Origin of the sequence: Stenotrophomonas lacuserhaii, assembly GCF_039674585.1 — a bacterium.
GTDB classification, from domain to species: domain Bacteria; phylum Pseudomonadota; class Gammaproteobacteria; order Xanthomonadales; family Xanthomonadaceae; genus Stenotrophomonas; species Stenotrophomonas pennii_A.
Genome location: NZ_JBDJNU010000025.1, coordinates 1 through 17,890 on the forward strand (window position 1 = coordinate 1; position 17,890 = coordinate 17,890).

Here is a 17,890-nt window from a genome sequence, read left to right on the forward strand (position 1 = left end):
CGCGGGCCGGGCGGCGCCCCGCGTGGCGGGGCGTTTTTGTCTGGGGTCCGCCGCCCGCGCCGCCCCCCCCCCGCGGGGGGCGCGGCGCTACCGAAAGCCTGTCTCAGGCGGGGGTGGCGCCCAGTGCGGCGCTGCACACGCGGTTGCGGCCGCCGGCCTTGGCCAGATACAGCTGGCGGTCGGCTTCGGTGATCAGTTCGTGCAGGCTGTCACGCTGGGGGCGGATGCAGCACAGGCCGATGCTGACGGTCATGCGCAGCACGGTGCCGCCGATGGGAACCTGCAGCGCGGCGATGCTCTGGCGCAGGGTTTCGAAGTAGTCCACCGCTTCGTCCGGCGCCAGCCCGGGCACCATCAGGCAGAACTCTTCGCCCCCGAAACGGGCGACCAGGTCGCCGCTGCGCGCGTGTTCGGCCACGGTATCGGCGCAGGCACGCAGCGCGTCGTCGCCGCCGTCGTGGCCGAAGGTATCGTTGATGTGCTTGAAGTGGTCGATGTCCACCATCGCCACCGCGATCCAGTCGTCCTGCTGCTGTACGCCCTGCAACTGGCGCTGGCTGTGTTCCAGGAAGCAGCGGCGATTGGGCAGGCCGGTCAGGAAATCGCGGGTGGCCAGGTCCTGCAGGGTGCCGATCAGCTCCAGCTGGTCCACGTTCTGGGAGACGCGGCAGAAGAACTCTTCGCGCGAAAACGGCTTGCGCAGGAAGTCGTTGGCGCCGTTCTTCAGGAAGCGGGGAATCAGCGAGGCATCGGTGTTGCCGGACAGTCCGATCACCGCCACCTTGTCGCGCGAACGCTGCATGCGCAATCGACGGGTGAACTCCACGCCCTGCATGCCGGGCATTTCCTGGTCCACCACGGCCAGCCGGATGGACGGATGCGCATCGATCGCCGCCAGCCCCTTTTCGCCATCTGCCGCTTCGTATACCGGGTGGCCGTACATGCGCAGCAGCGCGGCAGCATAGGCACGCGCGGACGGCGAGTCATCCACCACCAGCGCGGCGATACGGCGGTTGCGGTCCAGCCGCTGCACCAGCCACACCAGGTAATCCACGCTGCCGGGGGTGTTCTTCAGCACGTAATCGATGACTTTCTGTTCCAGCACGCGCCGGCGCACGTCTTCGTCATACACCCCGCTGACCACTACCGTCGGCAGGCCGCGGGAGACGAAGTAATCCACCACCGCTTCGCGATCCCCGTCGGCCAGCACCAGGCCGGTCATCACCAGGAACCAGCCCTGCTCCTGTTCCAGCAGGCGGCCGGCTTCGGCCAGGCTCGAAGCCACTGTCACCTTCAGTTCCAGGCGCTGCTCGATGGCTTCACGCACCAGGGTGGTGAAGGTGCGCGAGTTTTCCACCAGCAGGATGCGCTGGGGCAGGGGATCAACACCGGGGTCGCTTACGAAAGCGCCCTGCAGCAAGGCGGGCATGAGGCGTGCGCTCGGAACGGGCTGGGTCTTCAAGGCTATCGGCCGCTGCTCTGAAAACTTGAACTGCGTCACCAAATCAGATTGCGCAGCTTTACAAATGCCATCGTGGCAACCAGCAGCGGCGTGCGCAGCAGGCGCCCGCCGGGGAACGGCCGGTGCGGCAGCCGTTCGAATACCTCCAGCCGCCCCGCCTGGCCGGCTATGGCCTCGGCGATGACCTGCCCGGCCAGGTTGGCCGAGGCCACCCCATGCCCGGAAAAGCCCTGCGCGAAATAGATGTCCGGGGTCAGCCGGCCCCAGTGCGGGGCGCGGCTGGGGGTGATGTCGACGTAGCCGCCCCACAGGTAGTCCAGCGGCACGCCGTGCAGCTGCGGGAACACCTGCCACAGGCGCCGCTGCATCACGCTGTCCAGGCCGGCGGGCGGGCGCGAGGAATAACTGGCGCCGCCGCCGAACAGCACGCGGTGGTCGTGGCTGAGCCGGAAATAGTCCAGCACCAGCCCGGTATCGGACACGGCCATGTCGTTGCGGATCAGCGCCCGCGCGCGCGCTTCGCCCAGCACCGGGGTGGCACCGACATAGGTGCCGACCGGCATCACATGGCGCTCCAGTTCCGGGGCGATGCCTTCCAGCCAGGCATTGCCGGCCAGCAGTACGTGGGCGGCGTGGACGGTGCCGGTGGCGGTACGCAGGGCAGGGCGCGGCGTGCGCTGCAGTTCCCGCACGGGGCTGTGTTCGTGGATCACCGCGCCGGCGGCGATCGCGGCATCGGCCAGGCCCTGCGCGTAGGCCAGCGGATGCAGGTGGCCGCTCAGCGGATCGAACATCGCGCCCTGGTAGCGCGGGCTGTCCAGCTGCGCGCGCAGGGTAGCGCGGTCCCACCACTGCATGGGGTAGTCGTACTGGGCGGTCAGCCGCTCCACGTCGCGCTGCAGCGCCTGCGACTGGCGCGCGGTGATCGGTACGTTGGCATGGCCGGATACCCAGTGGCAGTCGATCCGGTGCTGGTCGATGCGATCGCGCAGCAACTGCACGCCCTGGCGGGAGTAGTCGAACAGCGTGCGTGCGTCTTCCGCGCCGACCTGCTTTTCCAGCACGTCCACTTCGCAGCCATAGCCGACCAGCGCCTGGCCACCGTTGCGGCCGGAGGCCCCCCAGCCGATCCGGCAGGCTTCCAGCACCACCACGCGCAGGCCACGGCGCGCCAGTTCCAGGGCCGCCGAAAGCCCGGTGTAGCCGGCGCCGAGGATCGCCACGTCAACGTGGACGTCGCCGTCCAGCGCCGGCAGCGGGGCGCGCGGCTCGACGCTGGCGGCGTACCAGCTGGGCGGCAGGGCGGGGTCTTCGCGCAGGGAATGCGTGGGGTCCATCGGCATAGTCTGGCGCAGTTGACACGGTGATGGTGTGACTGGCGGTGCGGTTGCTGTGGTCATCTGCCGGGGTTACCGTGTAGCCAGCGCCGAGGACCTTCGCATGCGCCTTCCGCCCCTTGTGGGATTGCCGACCGACAGTACACAGCAGGGCCATCATCGCTTCGCGATGGCCGGGGAGAAGTATGTGCGTGCGCTGGTCGATGCGGCCGCCGTCACCCCGGTGCTGCTGCCCTCGCTGCAGCCGCCGCTGCCTGCGGGCGACTGGTTGTCGAGGCTGCACGGGCTGCTGCTGACCGGCGCAGTGAGCAATATCGAACCGCAGCATTACGCCGGGGGCCGCACCTGGCCGGGCAACCTGCATGATCCCGCGCGCGACGGGGCTGCGTTTTCCCTGCTGCAGCACGCCCTGGCGGCCGATCTGCCGGTGCTGGCGATCTGCCGTGGTTTCCAGGAACTCAACGTGTTGCTGGGCGGCACGCTGCATCCACAGGTGCACCGGGTGGAGGGCCGGCATGACCACCGCGAAGACCCGGCGGCTTCGGTGGAGGTGCAGTACGGTCCGGCGCACAGCGTCGCGCTGGTGGCTGGCGGCTGGCTGGCGCAGTGGCAAGGCGGGCGTTCGGCGGTGGTCAATTCGGTACACGGCCAGGGCATGGACAGGCTGGCCGACGGCCTGGCGGCTGAAGCACACGCCGATGATGGGCTGGTGGAGGCTGCGCGCAGCAGCGGGCATTCCTTCGTGATCGGCGTGCAGTGGCATCCGGAGTGGCGCGTCAACCACAATCCCTTCTATCACGCTGTGTTCCACGCATTCGGCCAAGCTTGCCGCCAGCGACAACGACTTCAACAGGATTCCGCATGAGTACCGACAGCCGCACGCGCAGGACGCCCACCGAGGAAGATGCGCAGGAAAGCAGCCTGCTGCGCTGGTTGAAGGACCGCCGCATCACCGAAGTGGAGTGCCTTGTGCCGGACATCACCGGCATCGCGCGCGGCAAGATCATCCCGGCCGACAAGTTCTCCCATGATTACGGCACGCGGCTGCCGGAGGGCATCTTCGCCACCACCGTCACCGGTGACTACCCGGATGATTACTACGAACTGACCTCGCCCTCGGATTCGGACATGGTGCTGCGCCCGGATCCGGAAACGGTGCGCATGGTGCCGTGGGCCACCGATCCCACCGCGCAGATCATCCACGACTGCTATACCAAGAACGGCCAGCCGCACGAACTGGCGCCACGCAACGTGCTGCGCCGCGTGCTGGATGCGTATACCGAACTGGGCCTGCGCCCGGTGGTGGCACCGGAACTGGAGTTCTTCCTGGTGCAGAAGAACACCGATCCGGACTTCCCGCTGCTGCCGCCGGCCGGTCGCTCGGGCCGTCCGGAGACCGCGCGGCAGTCCTATTCCATCGACGCGGTGAACGAGTTCGATCCGATCCTGGATTTGATGTACGACTACGCCGATGCGATGAAGCTGGACGTGGACACGCTGATCCACGAATCCGGCGCGGCGCAGCTGGAAGTCAATTTCACCCATGCCGATGCGATGAACCTGGCCGACCAGGTATTCCTGTTCAAGCGCACCATGCGCGAGGCGGCGATGCGCCACGGGGTGTATGCCACGTTCCTGGCCAAGCCGATGGAAAACGAGCCGGGCAGTGCCATGCACATCCACCAGAGCCTGCTGCGGATCAGCGATGGGGCCAACGTGTTCGCCGGCGATGGCGACGGGGAAGGGGAGTTCAGTCCGGTGTTCGGGCATTACCTGGGCGGGCTGCAGAAGTTCGCGCCGCAGGCGATGGCGTTCTTCGCGCCCAACGTGAACTCCTACCGCCGGCTGGTATTCGGCGAGGTCTCGCCGAGCAACGTGCACTGGGGCTTCGACAACCGCACCTGCGGCCTGCGCGTGCCGATGGATACGCCGGACAACATGCGGGTGGAAAGCCGCTTTGCCGGTTCAGATGCCAACCCGTACCTGGCGATGGCGGCCACCCTGGCCTGTGGGCTGCTGGGCCTGCGCGGACAGCTGGCACCGGATGCGCCGATCAGCGGCAGCGCCAAGGAACTGGGCTACGACCTGCCGCGATCACTGGGCGAGGCGCTGGACGGCCTGGAGCAGTGCGCCGAACTGCAGGCGCTGCTCGGCGAGCGCTTCTGCAAGGCCTATATTTCGGTGAAACGCAAGGAATACGAGACCTTCTTCCGGGTCATCAGTTCATGGGAGCGCGAGTTCCTGCTGCTGAATGTCTAGACATTGGGCACATCCCGCCGAGCATGGCTCGGCGCTACCAGTTCCGGCGCTGCGGCGTTAGGCTGGCAGCCGTCTGCAGGCCGGCATCGGCCCCCACCCCGCTATGGAGCCCCCCTCCCATGAAGCTGCGCACCCTGACCCTCGGCCTTTCCGCCGCCCTGCTTTCCGCCTGCGGTGGCGGAGGCGGCAACGGCGCCGCGCAGGACGGCAAGGTCCTGAACGTCTACAACTACAGCGATTACATCGCCGAAGACACCATCCCGGCGTTCGAAAAGCAGAGCGGGATCAAGGTCACCTACGATGTGTTCGACAGTGACGAGATGGTGGAAACCAAGCTGCTGGCCGGCAACAGCGGCTACGACGTGGTGGTGCCGACGCTGAACTTCTTCGGCCGCCAGATCCAGGCCGGCGTGTTCCTGCCGCTGGACAAGGCGAAGATACCGAACCTGGCCAAGCTGGACCCGAAGGTGATGGAACGCATCGCCACCCAGGACCCGGGCAACAAGTACGGCGTGCCGTACATGATCGGCACCACCGGCATCGGCTACAACGTGGACATGCTGAAGGAACGCTTCGGCGGCAGCGCCGACATCGCCAACAGCTGGGACCTGGTGTTCAAGCCGGAAAACATCGCCAGGATGAAGGACTGCGGGGTGACCCTGCTGGACACCCCGGCCGACATGATTCCCGTGGCCATGCATTACCTGGGCCTGGACCCGCACAGCAACAATCCGGCCGACATCCAGAAGGCCGGCGAGCTGCTGAAATCGATCCGCCCGTACGTGCAGAACTTCCACTCCTCGCAGTACGTGGGCTCGCTGGCCAACGGCGGCACCTGCCTGGTAGTGGGCTGGTCGGGTGACATCATCCAGGCGCGTGACCGCGCCGAAGAGGCGGCCAACGGCGTGCACGTGGCCTATTCGATCCCGCGCGAAGGCGCGCCGCAGTGGTTCGACATGCTGGCCATCCCGAAGGATGCCAGGAACCCGGAAGCCGCCTACGAGTTCATCAATTACCTGCTGGAACCGAAGGTTGCCGCGGCCAACACCAACTTCATCCACTACGCCAACCCGGTAAGCGAGGCGACGCCGCTGGTGGACGAGGCGATCCGGACCGACCCGACCATCTACCCGCCGGCGGACGTCGCGGAGAAGATGTTCACTTATTCGATCAACACTCCGGAAACCGACAAGCTGTACACCCGCTTGTGGACGGAAATCAAAACCGGCCGTTGATCACAGCGGTCAGCCAGCCACGCCCCCGCCTTCGGGCGGGGAGGTGGCAGGGCCGGGGCAGGTGGCGGAGTCGGACGTGCTGTCCCAGTTGCGGATCTGCGGACCCTGCCAGTGCACGAACGTCATATCCGGCTTACTCAAGCTGCTATAGACCATGCAGGTGTTCCAGTTCTGTATGTGCACCACGTTGGCGAGCGGCACTTTCTCCGGGTTGTATGCCACCCAGGTGATCTTGTGGAGGCCGGCACCCATGGGCGTGTACGCGTACTCCACGGTGTTGTTGTTGCCGATGGCATCACCGCTGACTCCCCAGAAGCTGGCCGTACAGCCGTCGTCATGGAAATGGATGAGGAAGGCGCCGGTGTCGAAGTCCGACAGCATGGTCTGGCCGGTTCCGGGGTAGCCGGTGGGGCTGCAGGCCCAGGCACCCAGCGGTGCGCAGGCGAGGATCAGGGCGGCGAGGGGGCGGAGGGTGCGCATGGAAGGGTTCCGGTTTCGGGGACTGCGGTGCAGGTGCTGGGATGAGCGTGCCCGTCCACCGCGCGCAGGGTAAGAGCGGACCGCGACGCGCCGCAGTGGACGCGTCGCCGGCCGCCAACTGCCGTCATGTCGCTTCGGCACGGGCATGGCTAGAATGGCGCCGCTGTCCACCATCCGCTCCCGGAGCCCCCCATGCCCGCTGAAGCCCTGCCGGAAGCCGTCGTCGCCGATACCCACGGCGAGCCCGGCTACCTGTCCATCCGTGACCTGCGCAAGGAATTCGACGGTTTCGTCGCGGTCGACGACGTCAACCTGGACGTGCGCAAGGGCGAGATCTTCGCCCTGCTGGGTGGCTCGGGCAGTGGCAAATCCACGCTGCTGCGTTGCCTGGGCGGGTTCGAAACGCCCACCAAAGGCAGCATCGTGCTCGATGGCCAGCCGCTGGTGGCGCTGCCGCCGTACAAGCGTCCGGTCAACATGATGTTCCAGTCCTACGCGCTGTTCCCGCACATGAGCGTGGAGCAGAACATCGCCTTCGGACTGAAGCAGGATGGGCTGGCCAGTGACGCAATACGCCGCCGGGTGGGTGAAATGCTCGAGCTGGTACACATGACCCAGCTGGCCAAGCGCCGGCCGCACCAGCTGTCCGGTGGCCAGCAGCAGCGCGTGGCGCTGGCGCGTTCGCTGGCCAAGGGGCCCAAGCTGCTGCTGCTGGACGAACCGATGGGCGCGCTGGACAAGAAGCTGCGCTCGCAGATGCAGCTGGAGCTGGTCAACATCATCGAAACCTCCGGGGTGACCTGCGTGATGGTCACCCATGACCAGGAAGAGGCGATGACCATGGCCACCCGCATCGCGGTGATGGACGCGGGCTGGATCCAGCAGGTGGGCAAGCCGGATGAGGTGTACGAGCAGCCGGCGAACCGCTTCGTCGCCGGCTTCATCGGCTCGGTGAATTCGTTTGAAGGGGTGATCGACGAGGACCTGCCGGAGTACGTCACCGTGCGCTCGCCGGCGTTCCCCGCGCCGATCTACATCGGCCACGGCATCACCTGCTACGAAGGCCAGCCGGTCGCCTTCGCGGTGCGTCCGGAAAAGATCATCATCGGCAAGGACGAGCCGGAAGGACACACCAACAAGGCCCAGGGCGTGATCGAGGACATCGCCTATTTCGGCAGCCATTCGGTGTACCACGTGCGCCTGCCCAGCGGGGCCAGGGTGATGGCCAACTTCGCCAATTCGCAACGCTGGGCCAGCGATGGCCTGACCTGGGGCGATGAGGTGTGGGTGCACTGGCGCGACAACGACGGCGTGGTGCTGACCTCATGAGCGCGGCCGTGCGCAAGCGCTGGATGCCGGGACTGCGCGATGCGGTGGTGGGCGTGCCGTACCTGTGGCTGCTGCTGTTCTTCGCGGTGCCGTTCGTGATCATCCTGATGATCTCCTTCGCGCATACCCGGGTCGGTTCGCCGCCCTACACGTGGCTGCTGCAGTACGTGGATGGCGCGCTGGCGCTGAAGTTGAACCTGGAAAACTACCTGCAGCTGGTACGCGACCAGCAGTACGTGCTGGCCTATGTCAGCTCGTTCAGGATCGCCGCCGTTTCCACCGTGCTGACCCTGCTGATCGGCTACCCGATGGCGTATGCCATCGCGCGGATGAAGCCGTCCACGCGCAACGTCATGATGATGCTGGTGGTGCTGCCGTCGTGGACCTCGTTCCTGATCCGCGTCTACGCCTGGATCGGCATCCTGGACCGCAACGGCCTGCTCAACCAGCTGCTGCTGAAGATCGGCCTGATCGACCAGCCGCTGCAGATCCTGTACACCCCGACCGCGGCCTACATCGGCATCGTGTACTGCTACCTGCCGTTCATGGTGCTGCCGCTGTATGCCAACCTGGTCAAGCATGACCAGCGCCTGCTGGAAGCCGCCTACGACCTGGGCGCCAAGCCGTGGCAGGCCTTCCTGCGCATCACCCTGCCGCTGTCCAGGGCCGGCATCATCGCCGGCTGCATGCTGGTGATGATCCCGGCGGTGGGCGAATTCGTGATTCCCGAAATGCTGGGCGGGCCGGACACGTTGATGATCGGGCGCGTGCTGTGGGGCGAGTTCTTCAACAACCGCAACTGGCCGGTGGCATCGGCGGTGGCGGTGGTGATGCTGTTGCTGCTGCTGGTGCCGATCTTCCTGTTCAACCGGTCCCAGCAGCGCGTGCTGGAAGGAAGGCAGGCATGAGCACGATGCGCGGTTACCGCTGGATGGGCTGGGGCGCGTTGGCGCTGGGCTTTGCCTTCCTGTACCTGCCGATCCTGCTGCTGATGGTGTTCTCCTTCAACAGTTCGCGGCTGGCCACGGTATGGGCCGGTTTTTCCACCCGCTGGTATGGCGAACTGTTCAACGACCGCGCGCTGATGGATGCGCTGTGGATGAGCCTGAAAGTGGCGTTCTGGACCGCCTGTGCGGCCACCGTGCTGGGCACGATGGCGGCCATGGTGATGACCCGCTTCCGGAATTTCCGCGGCAAGTCCGCCTTCAGCGCGTTGATCACCGCGCCGCTGGTGATGCCTGACGTGATCCTGGGCTTCTCGCTGATGACCCTGCTGGTGTCGATGGGTGGGCTTCCCGGCTTCCCGGCACGGGGTGCGGCCACGATCTGGATCGCCCATGTGACCTTCACCCTGTCCTTCGTGACGGTGGTGCTGTCATCGCGGCTGCAGGAGCTGGACATATCCCTGGAAGAGGCGGCGATGGACCTCGGCGCCAGCCGGCTGACCGTGTTCCTGAAGATCACCCTGCCGATCATCGCCCCCGCGCTGTTGGCCGGCTGGCTGCTGGCCTTCACCCTGTCGCTTGACGACGTGGTGATCGCCAGTTTCGTGGCCGGCCCCAGTTCGACGACGTTGCCGATGAAGGTGTTCGCCTCGGTCCGCATGGGCATCAGCCCGAAGATCAACGCGCTGGCCACGCTGATGGTATCGGCGGTGGCGGTGGCCGCGGTGATCGGCTGGTATGTGACCGCGCGTGGTGAAAAACGGCGCCAGCGCGACCTGCTGCTGGCCCGCCAGGACAACGGCTGACGGCACGCCACGGCGTGCTGCCAGCCGTTGCTGCTGCGGGTCGCTCGATCACAGCGGTCCTTTGTCGCGCAGCGTTCCGCTCAGGTTGGTGAACTCCAGTCCTTCGCTGGTGATGTTGGTGTAGACGCGGTCTTCGAACCAGTCCTGGACCTGGACCACGGTCGCCTGGTGGACCGGCTCGATCCAGTAAAGCAGGTACTGGCTGGGCGCCGTGGCGATGGCGGTGTACTCCACGGTCTCGCTTTCGCCCTCCTCCGGCCCGCGTATGCCGACATAGGTCATGGTGCTGCCATCTTCTTCGAACCGCAGTTCGTAGACGTTCTCACCGAAATCCAGCTCCACGACCCTGCCGATGCCGGGGTACGGATGGTCCGGATGTCTCTGCGGCGGGGGGCTGGCCAGGGCGGCGGCGGTGGCCAATCCCAGCAATGTGCTCATGATGATCTTCTTGTACACGACGTCTCCTTGTGGGCCTGGTTGCAGGCCGTGGATGGCGCACGCGCGAGGCCTCGCGCAGATGAAGTCTCATCGCCAGCCCCCGGCGCCGTAAGAGGGAAGCCGGTCGGGGATTGACGGCTGCTGCGATGCGTCCGTGTTGCCCTAAGCCGATGGATGAGAGCGACATCCGGTCGTACCCTCGGGTGCCGAGGCAGCCGATCCGGCAACATCCGGCTCACGTTGGGCGGCGCAGAATGGATGCCTGACTTACAGGAGCCCTCCATGACCGTCGAGATCGTCAACCCCGCCACCGGCCGCGTGGACTATCGCCATGAGCTGCTGGACAAGGCCGGGATCGAACAGCGCCTGCAGGCTGCCGCCGCCGCGTTTCCGGCCTGGTCCGCCACATCCCTGCAGGAACGCGCGACGGTGCTGCGCGGCATCGGTGCCCAGCTGCGCGCCCGCAAGGACGACATCCAGGACGCGATGACCCGCGAGATGGGAAAACTGAAGGCCGAGGCGCTGGCGGAAGTGGAAAAGTGCGCGGCGGCCTGCGAGTACTACGCCGACCATGCCGCGGACTACCTGAAGCCGCAGTTGATCGACACCGAGGCGCAGCGCAGCTACGTGCGCTATGAGCCGATCGGCTGCGTGTTCGCGGTGATGCCGTGGAATTTCCCGGTCTGGCAGGTGTTCCGCTTCCTTGCGCCGGCCTTCATGGCCGGCAACGTGGCCCTGCTCAAGCACGCCAGCAACGTGCCGCAGTGCGCCGACCTGATCAATGCGGTGGTACGCGCCGGTGGCCTGCCCGACGGCGTGTTCGATGTGCTGCACATCGACAACGACCAGGCCGCTGAGGTGCTGCGCGACCGTCGGGTGAAAGCGGTGACCTTGACCGGGAGCGAGCGGGCAGGGCGGTCCATCGCCGCCACCGCCGGTGACGTGCTGAAGAAGTGCGTGATGGAACTGGGTGGCAGCGACGCCTTCGTGGTGCTGGATGACGCGGATCTGGACAACACGGTCGAGGCGGCGGTGAAGTCGCGCTTCGACAACAGTGGGCAGACCTGCATCGCGGCCAAGCGTTTCATCGTGGTGGAGGCGGTGGCCGATGCGTTCGTCGAACGCTTCGTCGCCGCGGCCAGTACGCGTCGTTACGGCGATCCCGCCGACGCGCGGACCACGCTGGCGCCGATGGCCCGCGCCGACCTGCGCGACGAACTGCACAAGCAGGTCCAGGCCAGTGTGGTCAAGGGAGCGCGGGTGCTGGCCGGTGGCCAGCCGGTCGCCGGCAGCCACGCAGGGTATCCGGCAACCGTGCTGGACCAGGTCGGGCCGGGCATGCCGGCCTACGACGAAGAGCTGTTCGGCCCGGTCGCCGCGGTGATCCGCGTCAAGGACGAAGCAGAAGCCTTGAAGGTGGCCAACGATACCCGCTTCGGGCTGGGCGGCAGCGTATGGACCCGCGATGCCGCGCGCGGTGAAGCATTCGCGCAGCAGATGGAATGCGGCGCGGCGTTCGTCAATTCCGTCGTCAAGAGCGACGTGCGGCTGCCGTTCGGCGGCAGCAAGGAGTCTGGTTTCGGCCGTGAACTGGCCGAACACGGCATCCATGAGTTCATGAACATCAAGACGATCTACGTCGCCTGAGCTGCACTGGCGGCGCCGAGCCATGCTCGGCGTCGCGGGATCCGCCGGGCATGGCCCGGCGCTAACGGTCTACAGCCAGCGCACCCGCTTGAACAACCGGTACAGGCCCACGCAGACCGCGCCGACGCCGATGATCATCGCCGGATAGGCCCACGGTTTGTCCAACTCCGGCATGTGGGTGAAGTTCATGCCGTACCAGCTGGTGATCAGCGTCGGCGCCGCCAGCAGCGCGGCCCAGGCGCCGAGTCGCTTGACCGTTTCGCCCTGTGCCAGGGTGACCAGCGACAGGTTGACGCTGAGCGCGGTGCCCAGCATCTCGCGCAGCGTATCGATGACATCGCTGATCCGCACGGCGTGGTCGTGCACGTCGCGGATATACAGCTTGACCTCGTCAGGCACCAGGCCGGTTTCAGCGGGATAGCGCCTCAGCGCGGACAGTACGTCCTGCAGCGGAGCCACTGCCATGCGCATCTTGTTGAGCTCGCGCTTGAGTTCGTACAGGCGCACCACGGTGCTGCGCTTGTAGTTCTCGGCGAAGATGTCTTTTTCCAGAAGCTCCAGCGTGTCGCGGAAGCGGTTGGTGATCGGCAGGTAGTTGTCGACCACGAAGTCCAGCACCGCGTACAGGCAGTAGGAGGGGCCCATCTTCAGCAGGTGCGGCTCGCGCTCCACGCGTGCGCGCACCGGCGCATAGGACAGCGACGCGCCATGCCGCACGGTGACCAGGAAGCGCGGCCCGACGAAGGCATGCGTTTCACCGTACTGGATGCGCTCGTCGACCATCTGCGCGGTGGTGACCACCACGAACATCGAATTGCCGTAGGTTTCCACCTTCGGCCGCTGGTGCGCATTGCGCGCATCTTCGATGGCCAGGTCGTGCAGGCCGAATTCCTCCTGCAGTTTCAACAGGACCGGGTCGGCCGGATCGTACAGGCCGACCCATACGAAGCCGTTGCCGCTGGCGATCACGTCGCTGATCGCATCCAGGCTGATGTCATGGCGTTTGCCGTCATCATCGTAATGGACGCAGTTGATGACGCACGCGGGGTTGTGCGGGGCGGGGGCGGTCGTATCAGGCAGGGTCATGCCACCTATCCTGCGTCAGTGCGCGTGAATCGACGATCGTGGCAGGCGCCGGCCGAGGACCCAGGCCAGCGCGGCGTGCACGGGCAGCAACAGCACGATCCATTGGATGTTGTATTGCGCCTGCAGGCTCAGCCAATGCAGCACCAGGCCGGCCAACGACAGCATCGCCACGCACCACAGGCTCACCCGGAACAGACGGCCGGGGGCACGGCGGCGCAGCAGGCTGATCGCGCCCGGCAGCAGCAGCAGGCACAGCGGCGAGAGCTGCAGCAGGTTGCGGTTGGCCCAGGCGGCGTGGTGGTCGCTGAAGCCCCACAGGAACACCAGCAGGCCGCCGGCGATCGTGCTGAAGACCCAGAACGGCAGCGCCAGCGCGGCCAGCAGACGCGGCCGGCGCCGCAGCGCGATCACGCCGGTGCCCAGGCCGAGTCCGAGCACCAGCCAGGGCCACCAGGCGCGCGCGCGCTCTGCCGGTTCGGCATCGATGCGGTGGGCCAGCAACTGTTGTTCGGACTGCACCAGCGGACGCCCTTCGCTGTTGCGTGCGTGGCGCAGCGCGTCGGCCAGCCGCATCGGCACGAAGGCCTCCTGCCAGCGTGACAACGGCTGGTCGGCGAACGGGCCCAGGCCCAGGTCGAAGCCGAGCCACATCCACGGGGCGGGCGATGCCAGCCGCACCGATTCGCTGCGGTAGGTGTTGCCGCGCGAACGGCCGGACAGCTGCGCGTGCAGGCCGCCGTCCAGTGCCTTGTCGAGCGTGTCGCGCACCATCGTGGCGCAGTTGGCGGTGTAGTAGTCGTAGCGGTAGCGCGCGTTCTCCGGCTTGGCACGCTCGGCCAGGTCGGTCGCCAGTGCGCGCGCCTGCGCCGGGGCCAGGTCGAGCCACTGCACGCTGGCACCGCGTCCGGCTTCGTCGTAGTAGCCCAGGTCCTGCTCCAACGGCAGTGCGACCAGGTAATACATCATCTCGCCGCGCACGAACCGGCTGACGAAATCAGGCTCGCCCGGGTCGAAGTAACCGAAGTTGTAGGAGGTGGCGGCGCCGGTGACCGGATCGACCACCACGATCGCGTCGTGTCCGAAGCGCTCGAAGAAGATGGTGCCCGGCTGCATGGTGACCACGCCGATGCGCGGCACCGCGGAGGCGGCTGCTGCAGTGGCGACCGGGTCGGCAGCCGGCTGCTGCGCCAGCGCCTGCAGGGGCAGGCCCAGCAGGCCGGCCAGCAGCACTATCGCCAGCCAGCCGCTCATCAGCGTTGCAATGCGCAGGTTCAAGCGTTTTCCTGCTCGTCCGCCGGCAACACGGTCACGTGGAAGGCCTGCACGCGACGGGCGTCGGCGCGGGCAACGCGGAACATGAAGCGGTCCAGGGCCAGCTCGTCGCCGATTTCCGGCAGGTGGCCGATGGCTTCGGTGACCAGTCCACCGATGGTGTCGTAGTCATCATCGGGGAAGCTGGCGCCGAAGCGTTCGTTGAAGTCACCGATGGCGGTCAGCGCATCCACCACGTACTGGCCGTCGGCCTGGATGGCGATGCCGGCGGCAGGATCTTCGGCTTCGTCGTGCTCGTCGTCGATCTCGCCAACGATCTGTTCCAGCACGTCTTCGATGGTGACCAGGCCGGCCACACCGCCGTACTCGTCGACCACGATCGCCATGTGGTTGCGCGACAGGCGGAACTCTTTCAGCAGCACGTTCAGGCGCTTGGCTTCGGGGATCAGCACCGCCGGCCGCAGCAGCTCGCGGATGTTGCCCGGACCATGGTCGGCGACCACGCCGCGCAGCAGGTCCTTGGCCAGCAGCACGCCCAGGATGTCGTCCTTGTTGTCACCGTGCACCGGGAAGCGCGAATGGCCGGATTCGACCACCTGCTGCATCAGCTCCAGGAACGGGGCCTCCACCGGCAGCGACACCATCTGCGAACGCGAGATCATGACGTCACCCACGGTCAGGTCGGCGACCGAAATGGCACCTTCCATCATGCGCAGGGTGTCGGCCGCGATCAGGCCGTCTTCGTGTGCTGTGTGCAGCACCGCAACCAGCTGGTCGCGCGTATGCGGTTCACCGGAAAACGCAGCACCCAGGCGTTCAAGCCAGCTGCGTTTCTTCTCACTGTGCTCCTGTGCGGAGCTTGTACTGTCGTCTTCAGACATCTCGGGAAAAAAGGCACCCGGCAGGCCGGGCGATGAACGCAGTCTAGCAGGATGGCGGGACGTGCAACGCGTCTGCCGCCGACGTCCGGGGCCGGTCCCGAAGGCCGTGTTCAGCCCTCGGCGGAGGCCGTCGCGTCCGGGGCGGTCGCTTCTTCCGCCGGCAGGTCCAGACTGTAAGTGCAGCCCGCCAGGGTCTGGCCGGGATGGCTGCGGACGGTGGACACGCTGAGGATGATCGACTCGATCATCGGATCCCCGGTCTTCGGGTCGGTTGTGTCGCGGCTGACCACTTCACGCCCGGCCATGAACTTGCCGTCGGCGTCGTAGGCGGTTTCCAGCTTCAATTCGCCGGCCAACGGCCGCGGATCGTCCAGATCGAGCACGGCCATGACGCTGGCGCCGGCCACCGCGATGTGGTCGGTCTGCCGGCCGAACACCGTAGTGGGGTTGGCCAGGCGGAATTCGGTCATGAACGGGTTCTGCTGTGGCATCGGCTGCAGGCCGAGTGCGATCGCCTTCAAGGGATCGGCGGTGGCAGCGCCCAGCGCGGCGTGCTCGGCGATTCCCTGGCGGCACTCGACCAGCGCCGGAATGTCCACGCCGGCGTCGGCGCCGGCGTCGGCGGCCGCCGGCAGTGCAGGCAACAGGATCAGCAGGGCGATGCGGGCGGGCAGTGTCATCGGAAATCAACGGGCGTGCGCTGGGCAGGATGCCCGATGATAGCGGCACCACGCCGGTGCCGACCAACGGTGCCCTGCCAAACGTGCCGTACGGGTCAGCGCAGGCGCTGCTCGGTGCGGGTCCACCAGCGCCAGGCCGGGCCCGCTGCCAGCACCGCGCCGACGATACCCAGTGCGGTCACCGCCATGCCGCTGTTCGGCGAGAGCGGCAACCAGCCTGCACCCAGCGCGCAGGCCGCGCCGAGAACGAGCAGCAGGGGAGCGACGGCGGTGGGACGTTGTTCCAGCATCACAGCCTTCCTGGCATGAAGTCGACGCGGGATTGAAGCACGAACGCCATGGCGTGCGGAAGAGCCGTCAGCGACAGGTTCAGCGCTCGCCGGCGTAGGGATCGGAGATGCCGAGCTCGGCGAGGATCTCGCGCTCCAGCTGTTCCATCGCGTCGGCTTCCTTGTCGTCCTCGTGGTCCCAGCCGAGCAGGTGCAACACCCCGTGCACGGTGAGGTGCGCATAGTGCGCGTTGAGCGGCTTGGCCTGTTCATCGGCCTCGCGTGCCACCACCGGCGCGCAGATCACCAGGTCGCCCAGCAGCGGGAACTTCACTCCCTTCGGCAGGCCCTCGGGCAGTTCGGCCGGGAAGCTGAGCACATTGGTGGCGTAGTCCTTGCCGCGGTAGTGGCGGTTGAGCGATTGACCTTCCTTGGCATCTACCAGGCGGATGGCAAGATCCGCCTCGCGGATGCGACCCTTCAGCGCGGCCGCCACCCACTTGCGGAAACTCACTGCCGAGGGCAGGCCGGCGCGGGGCAGGGCGTAGTTGACGGCGACATCAAGGCGGATGGGACCCTGGGTCATGGCGTGGCTCCCGGCTGGATTTCGTGCAGGTCGCGACGGTCGTAGGCGGTGACGATCCGGGCCACCAACGGATGGCGCACCACGTCGCGCGCCTCCAGGAAAGTGAAGCTCACCCCTTCCACGTCACGCAGCACGTCGATGGCATCACGCAGGCCGGACTTGACGTGCTTGGGCAGGTCGGTCTGGGTCAGGTCGCCGGTGACCACGGCGGTGGAACCGTAGCCCAGCCGGGTCAGGAACATCTTCATCTGTTCGATGGTGGTGTTCTGCGCCTCGTCCAGGATCACGAATGCGTCGTTGAGCGTGCGGCCGCGCATATAGGCCAGCGGCGCGATCTCGATCACGTTCTTTTCCAGCAGCTTGACGACCTTTTCCACGCCCAGCATTTCATACAGTGCGTCGTACAGCGGGCGCAGGTAAGGGTCGACTTTCTGGCTCAGGTCGCCGGGCAGGAAGCCCAGCTTTTCGCCGGCTTCCACCGCCGGACGTACCAGGATGACGCGCTGCACGCGCGATTCGTTCAGCGCCTCGACCGCGCTGGCCACCGCCAGGAACGTCTTGCCGGTACCGGCCGGGCCGATGCCGAAGTTGATGTCGTGGCTGGCGATCTGGTGCAGGTAGCGGGCCTGGTTGGCTCCGCGTCCGCGCACCGTGCCGCGCTTGACCTTGATCGCCACTTCCTGCGCCTCGTAGGCGCGTTCGGCGATCTGTTCCACGTTGGCCTGGTTCAGCCGCAGGTGGATGGCCTGGCTGTCGAAGGTGACTTCGGCGGCCTCTTCGTACAGGGCCTCGACCAGCTTCTGCGCTTCGGCGGCGGCTTCGGCCGGGCCGGTGATGCGGAACACGTGGGCACGGTTGGCGATCTCCACGCCCAGCTTCAGCTCGATCTGGCGGAGGTGGCCATTGAAGGGGCCGCTCAGGTTGGCAAGCCGTTCGGTGTCTTCCGGGGACAGGGTGAAATCGCGATGGGCAAGTGCGGTCATTGCATCAGGAGGCACCGCCGGGACGACCGTGCCGCAGGGCTTGGAATGGGACAACAGAGTAGCGCTGTCATGCACGGACCGCCACCGCATCGCGGCTCCGGCCCGCTTTCCACAGGCACTGTGGGCGGGCAGGCGAAGAAGGTGTGGATAAGCCGCGCAAAGCCAGTGAGGGCAACGTTGCCGCCGGGCTGGTCAT

At 66.7% G+C, this 17,890-nt stretch carries 18 protein-coding genes; 7 read left to right on the forward strand and 11 right to left on the reverse strand.

Annotation, left to right across the window (positions count from 1 at the left end; all coding sequences use genetic code 11):
* Positions 1-103 precede the first annotated feature (103 nt).
* Both ABE522_RS10945 and ABE522_RS10950 read right to left on the reverse strand, forming a co-directional pair.
* Complete coding sequence (locus ABE522_RS10945) at positions 104-1,429, reverse strand: GGDEF domain-containing response regulator (RefSeq protein ID WP_346591722.1); 1,326 nt, start codon at positions 1,427-1,429, stop codon at positions 104-106.
* A 68-nt stretch (positions 1,430-1,497) separates the two neighbouring features.
* A complete protein-coding gene (locus ABE522_RS10950; protein WP_406846341.1) occupies positions 1,498-2,805 on the reverse strand; it encodes an NAD(P)/FAD-dependent oxidoreductase in 1,308 nt (435 codons plus the stop codon).
* Between the two features lie 97 nt (positions 2,806-2,902).
* Here ABE522_RS10950 and ABE522_RS10955 point away from each other — a divergent pair, with 97 nt between their 5' ends.
* The 3 genes from ABE522_RS10955 to ABE522_RS10965 all read left to right on the forward strand — a co-directional run bounded on the left by ABE522_RS10955 (position 2,903) and on the right by ABE522_RS10965 (position 6,293).
* Positions 2,903-3,664 carry a gamma-glutamyl-gamma-aminobutyrate hydrolase family protein gene (locus tag ABE522_RS10955; protein ID WP_346591724.1) on the forward strand — a complete coding sequence of 254 codons (762 nt, stop codon included), beginning with the start codon at positions 2,903-2,905 and terminating at the stop codon, positions 3,662-3,664.
* On the forward strand, positions 3,661-5,058 hold the full coding sequence (locus tag ABE522_RS10960) for a glutamine synthetase family protein (protein ID WP_346591725.1): 1,398 nt from the start codon (positions 3,661-3,663) through the stop codon (positions 5,056-5,058). The genes ABE522_RS10955 and ABE522_RS10960 overlap by 4 nt, the downstream gene beginning before the upstream one ends.
* A gap of 119 nt (positions 5,059-5,177) precedes the next feature.
* Positions 5,178-6,293: a polyamine ABC transporter substrate-binding protein gene (locus tag ABE522_RS10965; RefSeq protein WP_346591726.1), complete on the forward strand. Its 1,116-nt coding sequence runs from the start codon at positions 5,178-5,180 to the stop codon at positions 6,291-6,293.
* 9 nt (positions 6,294-6,302) lie between these two features.
* Here the strand turns inward: ABE522_RS10965 and ABE522_RS10970 are convergent, their stop codons facing one another.
* Positions 6,303-6,773, reverse strand: coding sequence for a MoaF-related domain-containing protein (locus ABE522_RS10970; protein WP_346591727.1), 471 nt, complete (start codon positions 6,771-6,773; stop codon positions 6,303-6,305).
* A 192-nt stretch (positions 6,774-6,965) separates the two neighbouring features.
* Here ABE522_RS10970 and ABE522_RS10975 point away from each other — a divergent pair, with 192 nt between their 5' ends.
* From ABE522_RS10975 to ABE522_RS10985, 3 genes are read left to right on the forward strand one after another with little or no spacing between them, the layout of a single operon-like run.
* Complete coding sequence (locus ABE522_RS10975) at positions 6,966-8,102, forward strand: ABC transporter ATP-binding protein (RefSeq protein ID WP_346591728.1); 1,137 nt, start codon at positions 6,966-6,968, stop codon at positions 8,100-8,102.
* On the forward strand, positions 8,099-9,010 hold the full coding sequence (locus ABE522_RS10980) for an ABC transporter permease subunit (RefSeq protein WP_346591729.1): 912 nt from the start codon (positions 8,099-8,101) through the stop codon (positions 9,008-9,010). The genes ABE522_RS10975 and ABE522_RS10980 overlap by 4 nt, the downstream gene beginning before the upstream one ends.
* Entirely contained in the window at positions 9,007-9,852 is an 846-nt protein-coding gene (locus tag ABE522_RS10985; RefSeq protein WP_346591730.1) for an ABC transporter permease subunit, read from the forward strand. Before ABE522_RS10980 ends, ABE522_RS10985 begins: the two co-directional genes overlap by 4 nt.
* Before the next feature lie 48 nt (positions 9,853-9,900).
* On the opposite strand, the gene ABE522_RS10990 is transcribed toward ABE522_RS10985, so the two are convergent.
* Complete coding sequence (locus ABE522_RS10990; RefSeq protein WP_346591731.1) at positions 9,901-10,308, reverse strand: MoaF-related domain-containing protein; 408 nt, start codon at positions 10,306-10,308, stop codon at positions 9,901-9,903.
* 264 nt (positions 10,309-10,572) lie between these two features.
* Here ABE522_RS10990 and ABE522_RS10995 point away from each other — a divergent pair, with 264 nt between their 5' ends.
* Entirely contained in the window at positions 10,573-11,937 is a 1,365-nt protein-coding gene (locus tag ABE522_RS10995) for an NAD-dependent succinate-semialdehyde dehydrogenase (RefSeq protein ID WP_346591732.1), read from the forward strand.
* A 69-nt stretch (positions 11,938-12,006) separates the two neighbouring features.
* Here the strand turns inward: ABE522_RS10995 and ABE522_RS11000 are convergent, their stop codons facing one another.
* From ABE522_RS11000 to ABE522_RS11030, 7 genes are all read right to left on the reverse strand, one after another.
* A complete protein-coding gene (locus tag ABE522_RS11000) occupies positions 12,007-13,023 on the reverse strand; it encodes a magnesium and cobalt transport protein CorA (RefSeq protein ID WP_346591733.1) in 1,017 nt (338 codons plus the stop codon).
* A gap of 15 nt (positions 13,024-13,038) precedes the next feature.
* Entirely contained in the window at positions 13,039-14,274 is a 1,236-nt protein-coding gene (locus tag ABE522_RS11005; protein ID WP_346591767.1) for a lipoprotein N-acyltransferase Lnb domain-containing protein, read from the reverse strand.
* Between the two features lie 20 nt (positions 14,275-14,294).
* Positions 14,295-15,176 carry an HlyC/CorC family transporter gene (locus ABE522_RS11010; protein WP_346591734.1) on the reverse strand — a complete coding sequence of 294 codons (882 nt, stop codon included), beginning with the start codon at positions 15,174-15,176 and terminating at the stop codon, positions 14,295-14,297.
* Between the two features lie 110 nt (positions 15,177-15,286).
* Positions 15,287-15,856 carry a hypothetical protein gene (locus ABE522_RS11015; protein ID WP_346591735.1) on the reverse strand — a complete coding sequence of 190 codons (570 nt, stop codon included), beginning with the start codon at positions 15,854-15,856 and terminating at the stop codon, positions 15,287-15,289.
* A 95-nt stretch (positions 15,857-15,951) separates the two neighbouring features.
* Positions 15,952-16,146: a hypothetical protein gene (locus ABE522_RS11020; protein WP_346591736.1), complete on the reverse strand. Its 195-nt coding sequence runs from the start codon at positions 16,144-16,146 to the stop codon at positions 15,952-15,954.
* Positions 16,147-16,225: 79 nt separating this feature from the next.
* On the reverse strand, positions 16,226-16,711 hold the full coding sequence (gene ybeY, locus ABE522_RS11025; RefSeq protein ID WP_346591737.1) for an rRNA maturation RNase YbeY: 486 nt from the start codon (positions 16,709-16,711) through the stop codon (positions 16,226-16,228).
* Positions 16,708-17,694: a PhoH family protein gene (locus ABE522_RS11030; protein WP_346591738.1), complete on the reverse strand. Its 987-nt coding sequence runs from the start codon at positions 17,692-17,694 to the stop codon at positions 16,708-16,710. The genes ybeY and ABE522_RS11030 overlap by 4 nt, the downstream gene beginning before the upstream one ends.
* Between the last annotated feature and the right edge of the window lie 196 nt (positions 17,695-17,890).

Bases quoted from the DNA above. Each gene is read 5' to 3' on its own strand.
- ABE522_RS10970 (WP_346591727.1), bottom strand. From the start codon at position 6,773: ATGCGCACCCTCCGCCCCCTCGCCGCCCTGATCCTCGCCTGCGCACCG.
- ABE522_RS10980 (WP_346591729.1), top strand. From the start codon at position 8,099: ATGAGCGCGGCCGTGCGCAAGCGCTGGATGCCGGGACTGCGCGATGCG.
- ABE522_RS10975 (WP_346591728.1), top strand. From the start codon at position 6,966: ATGCCCGCTGAAGCCCTGCCGGAAGCCGTCGTCGCCGATACCCACGGC.
- ABE522_RS11020 (WP_346591736.1), bottom strand. From the start codon at position 16,146: ATGCTGGAACAACGTCCCACCGCCGTCGCTCCCCTGCTGCTCGTTCTC.
- ABE522_RS11000 (WP_346591733.1), bottom strand. From the start codon at position 13,023: ATGACCCTGCCTGATACGACCGCCCCCGCCCCGCACAACCCCGCGTGC.
- ABE522_RS11005 (WP_346591767.1), bottom strand. From the start codon at position 14,274: ATGAGCGGCTGGCTGGCGATAGTGCTGCTGGCCGGCCTGCTGGGCCTG.
- ABE522_RS10945 (WP_346591722.1), bottom strand. From the start codon at position 1,429: ATGCCCGCCTTGCTGCAGGGCGCTTTCGTAAGCGACCCCGGTGTTGAT.
- ABE522_RS11030 (WP_346591738.1), bottom strand. From the start codon at position 17,694: ATGACCGCACTTGCCCATCGCGATTTCACCCTGTCCCCGGAAGACACC.
- ABE522_RS10965 (WP_346591726.1), top strand. From the start codon at position 5,178: ATGAAGCTGCGCACCCTGACCCTCGGCCTTTCCGCCGCCCTGCTTTCC.
- ABE522_RS10955 (WP_346591724.1), top strand. From the start codon at position 2,903: ATGCGCCTTCCGCCCCTTGTGGGATTGCCGACCGACAGTACACAGCAG.
- ABE522_RS10995 (WP_346591732.1), top strand. From the start codon at position 10,573: ATGACCGTCGAGATCGTCAACCCCGCCACCGGCCGCGTGGACTATCGC.
- ABE522_RS11015 (WP_346591735.1), bottom strand. From the start codon at position 15,856: ATGACACTGCCCGCCCGCATCGCCCTGCTGATCCTGTTGCCTGCACTG.
- ABE522_RS11010 (WP_346591734.1), bottom strand. From the start codon at position 15,176: ATGTCTGAAGACGACAGTACAAGCTCCGCACAGGAGCACAGTGAGAAG.
- ABE522_RS10950 (WP_406846341.1), bottom strand. From the start codon at position 2,805: ATGCCGATGGACCCCACGCATTCCCTGCGCGAAGACCCCGCCCTGCCG.
- ABE522_RS10960 (WP_346591725.1), top strand. From the start codon at position 3,661: ATGAGTACCGACAGCCGCACGCGCAGGACGCCCACCGAGGAAGATGCG.
- ybeY (WP_346591737.1), bottom strand. From the start codon at position 16,711: ATGACCCAGGGTCCCATCCGCCTTGATGTCGCCGTCAACTACGCCCTG.
- ABE522_RS10985 (WP_346591730.1), top strand. From the start codon at position 9,007: ATGAGCACGATGCGCGGTTACCGCTGGATGGGCTGGGGCGCGTTGGCG.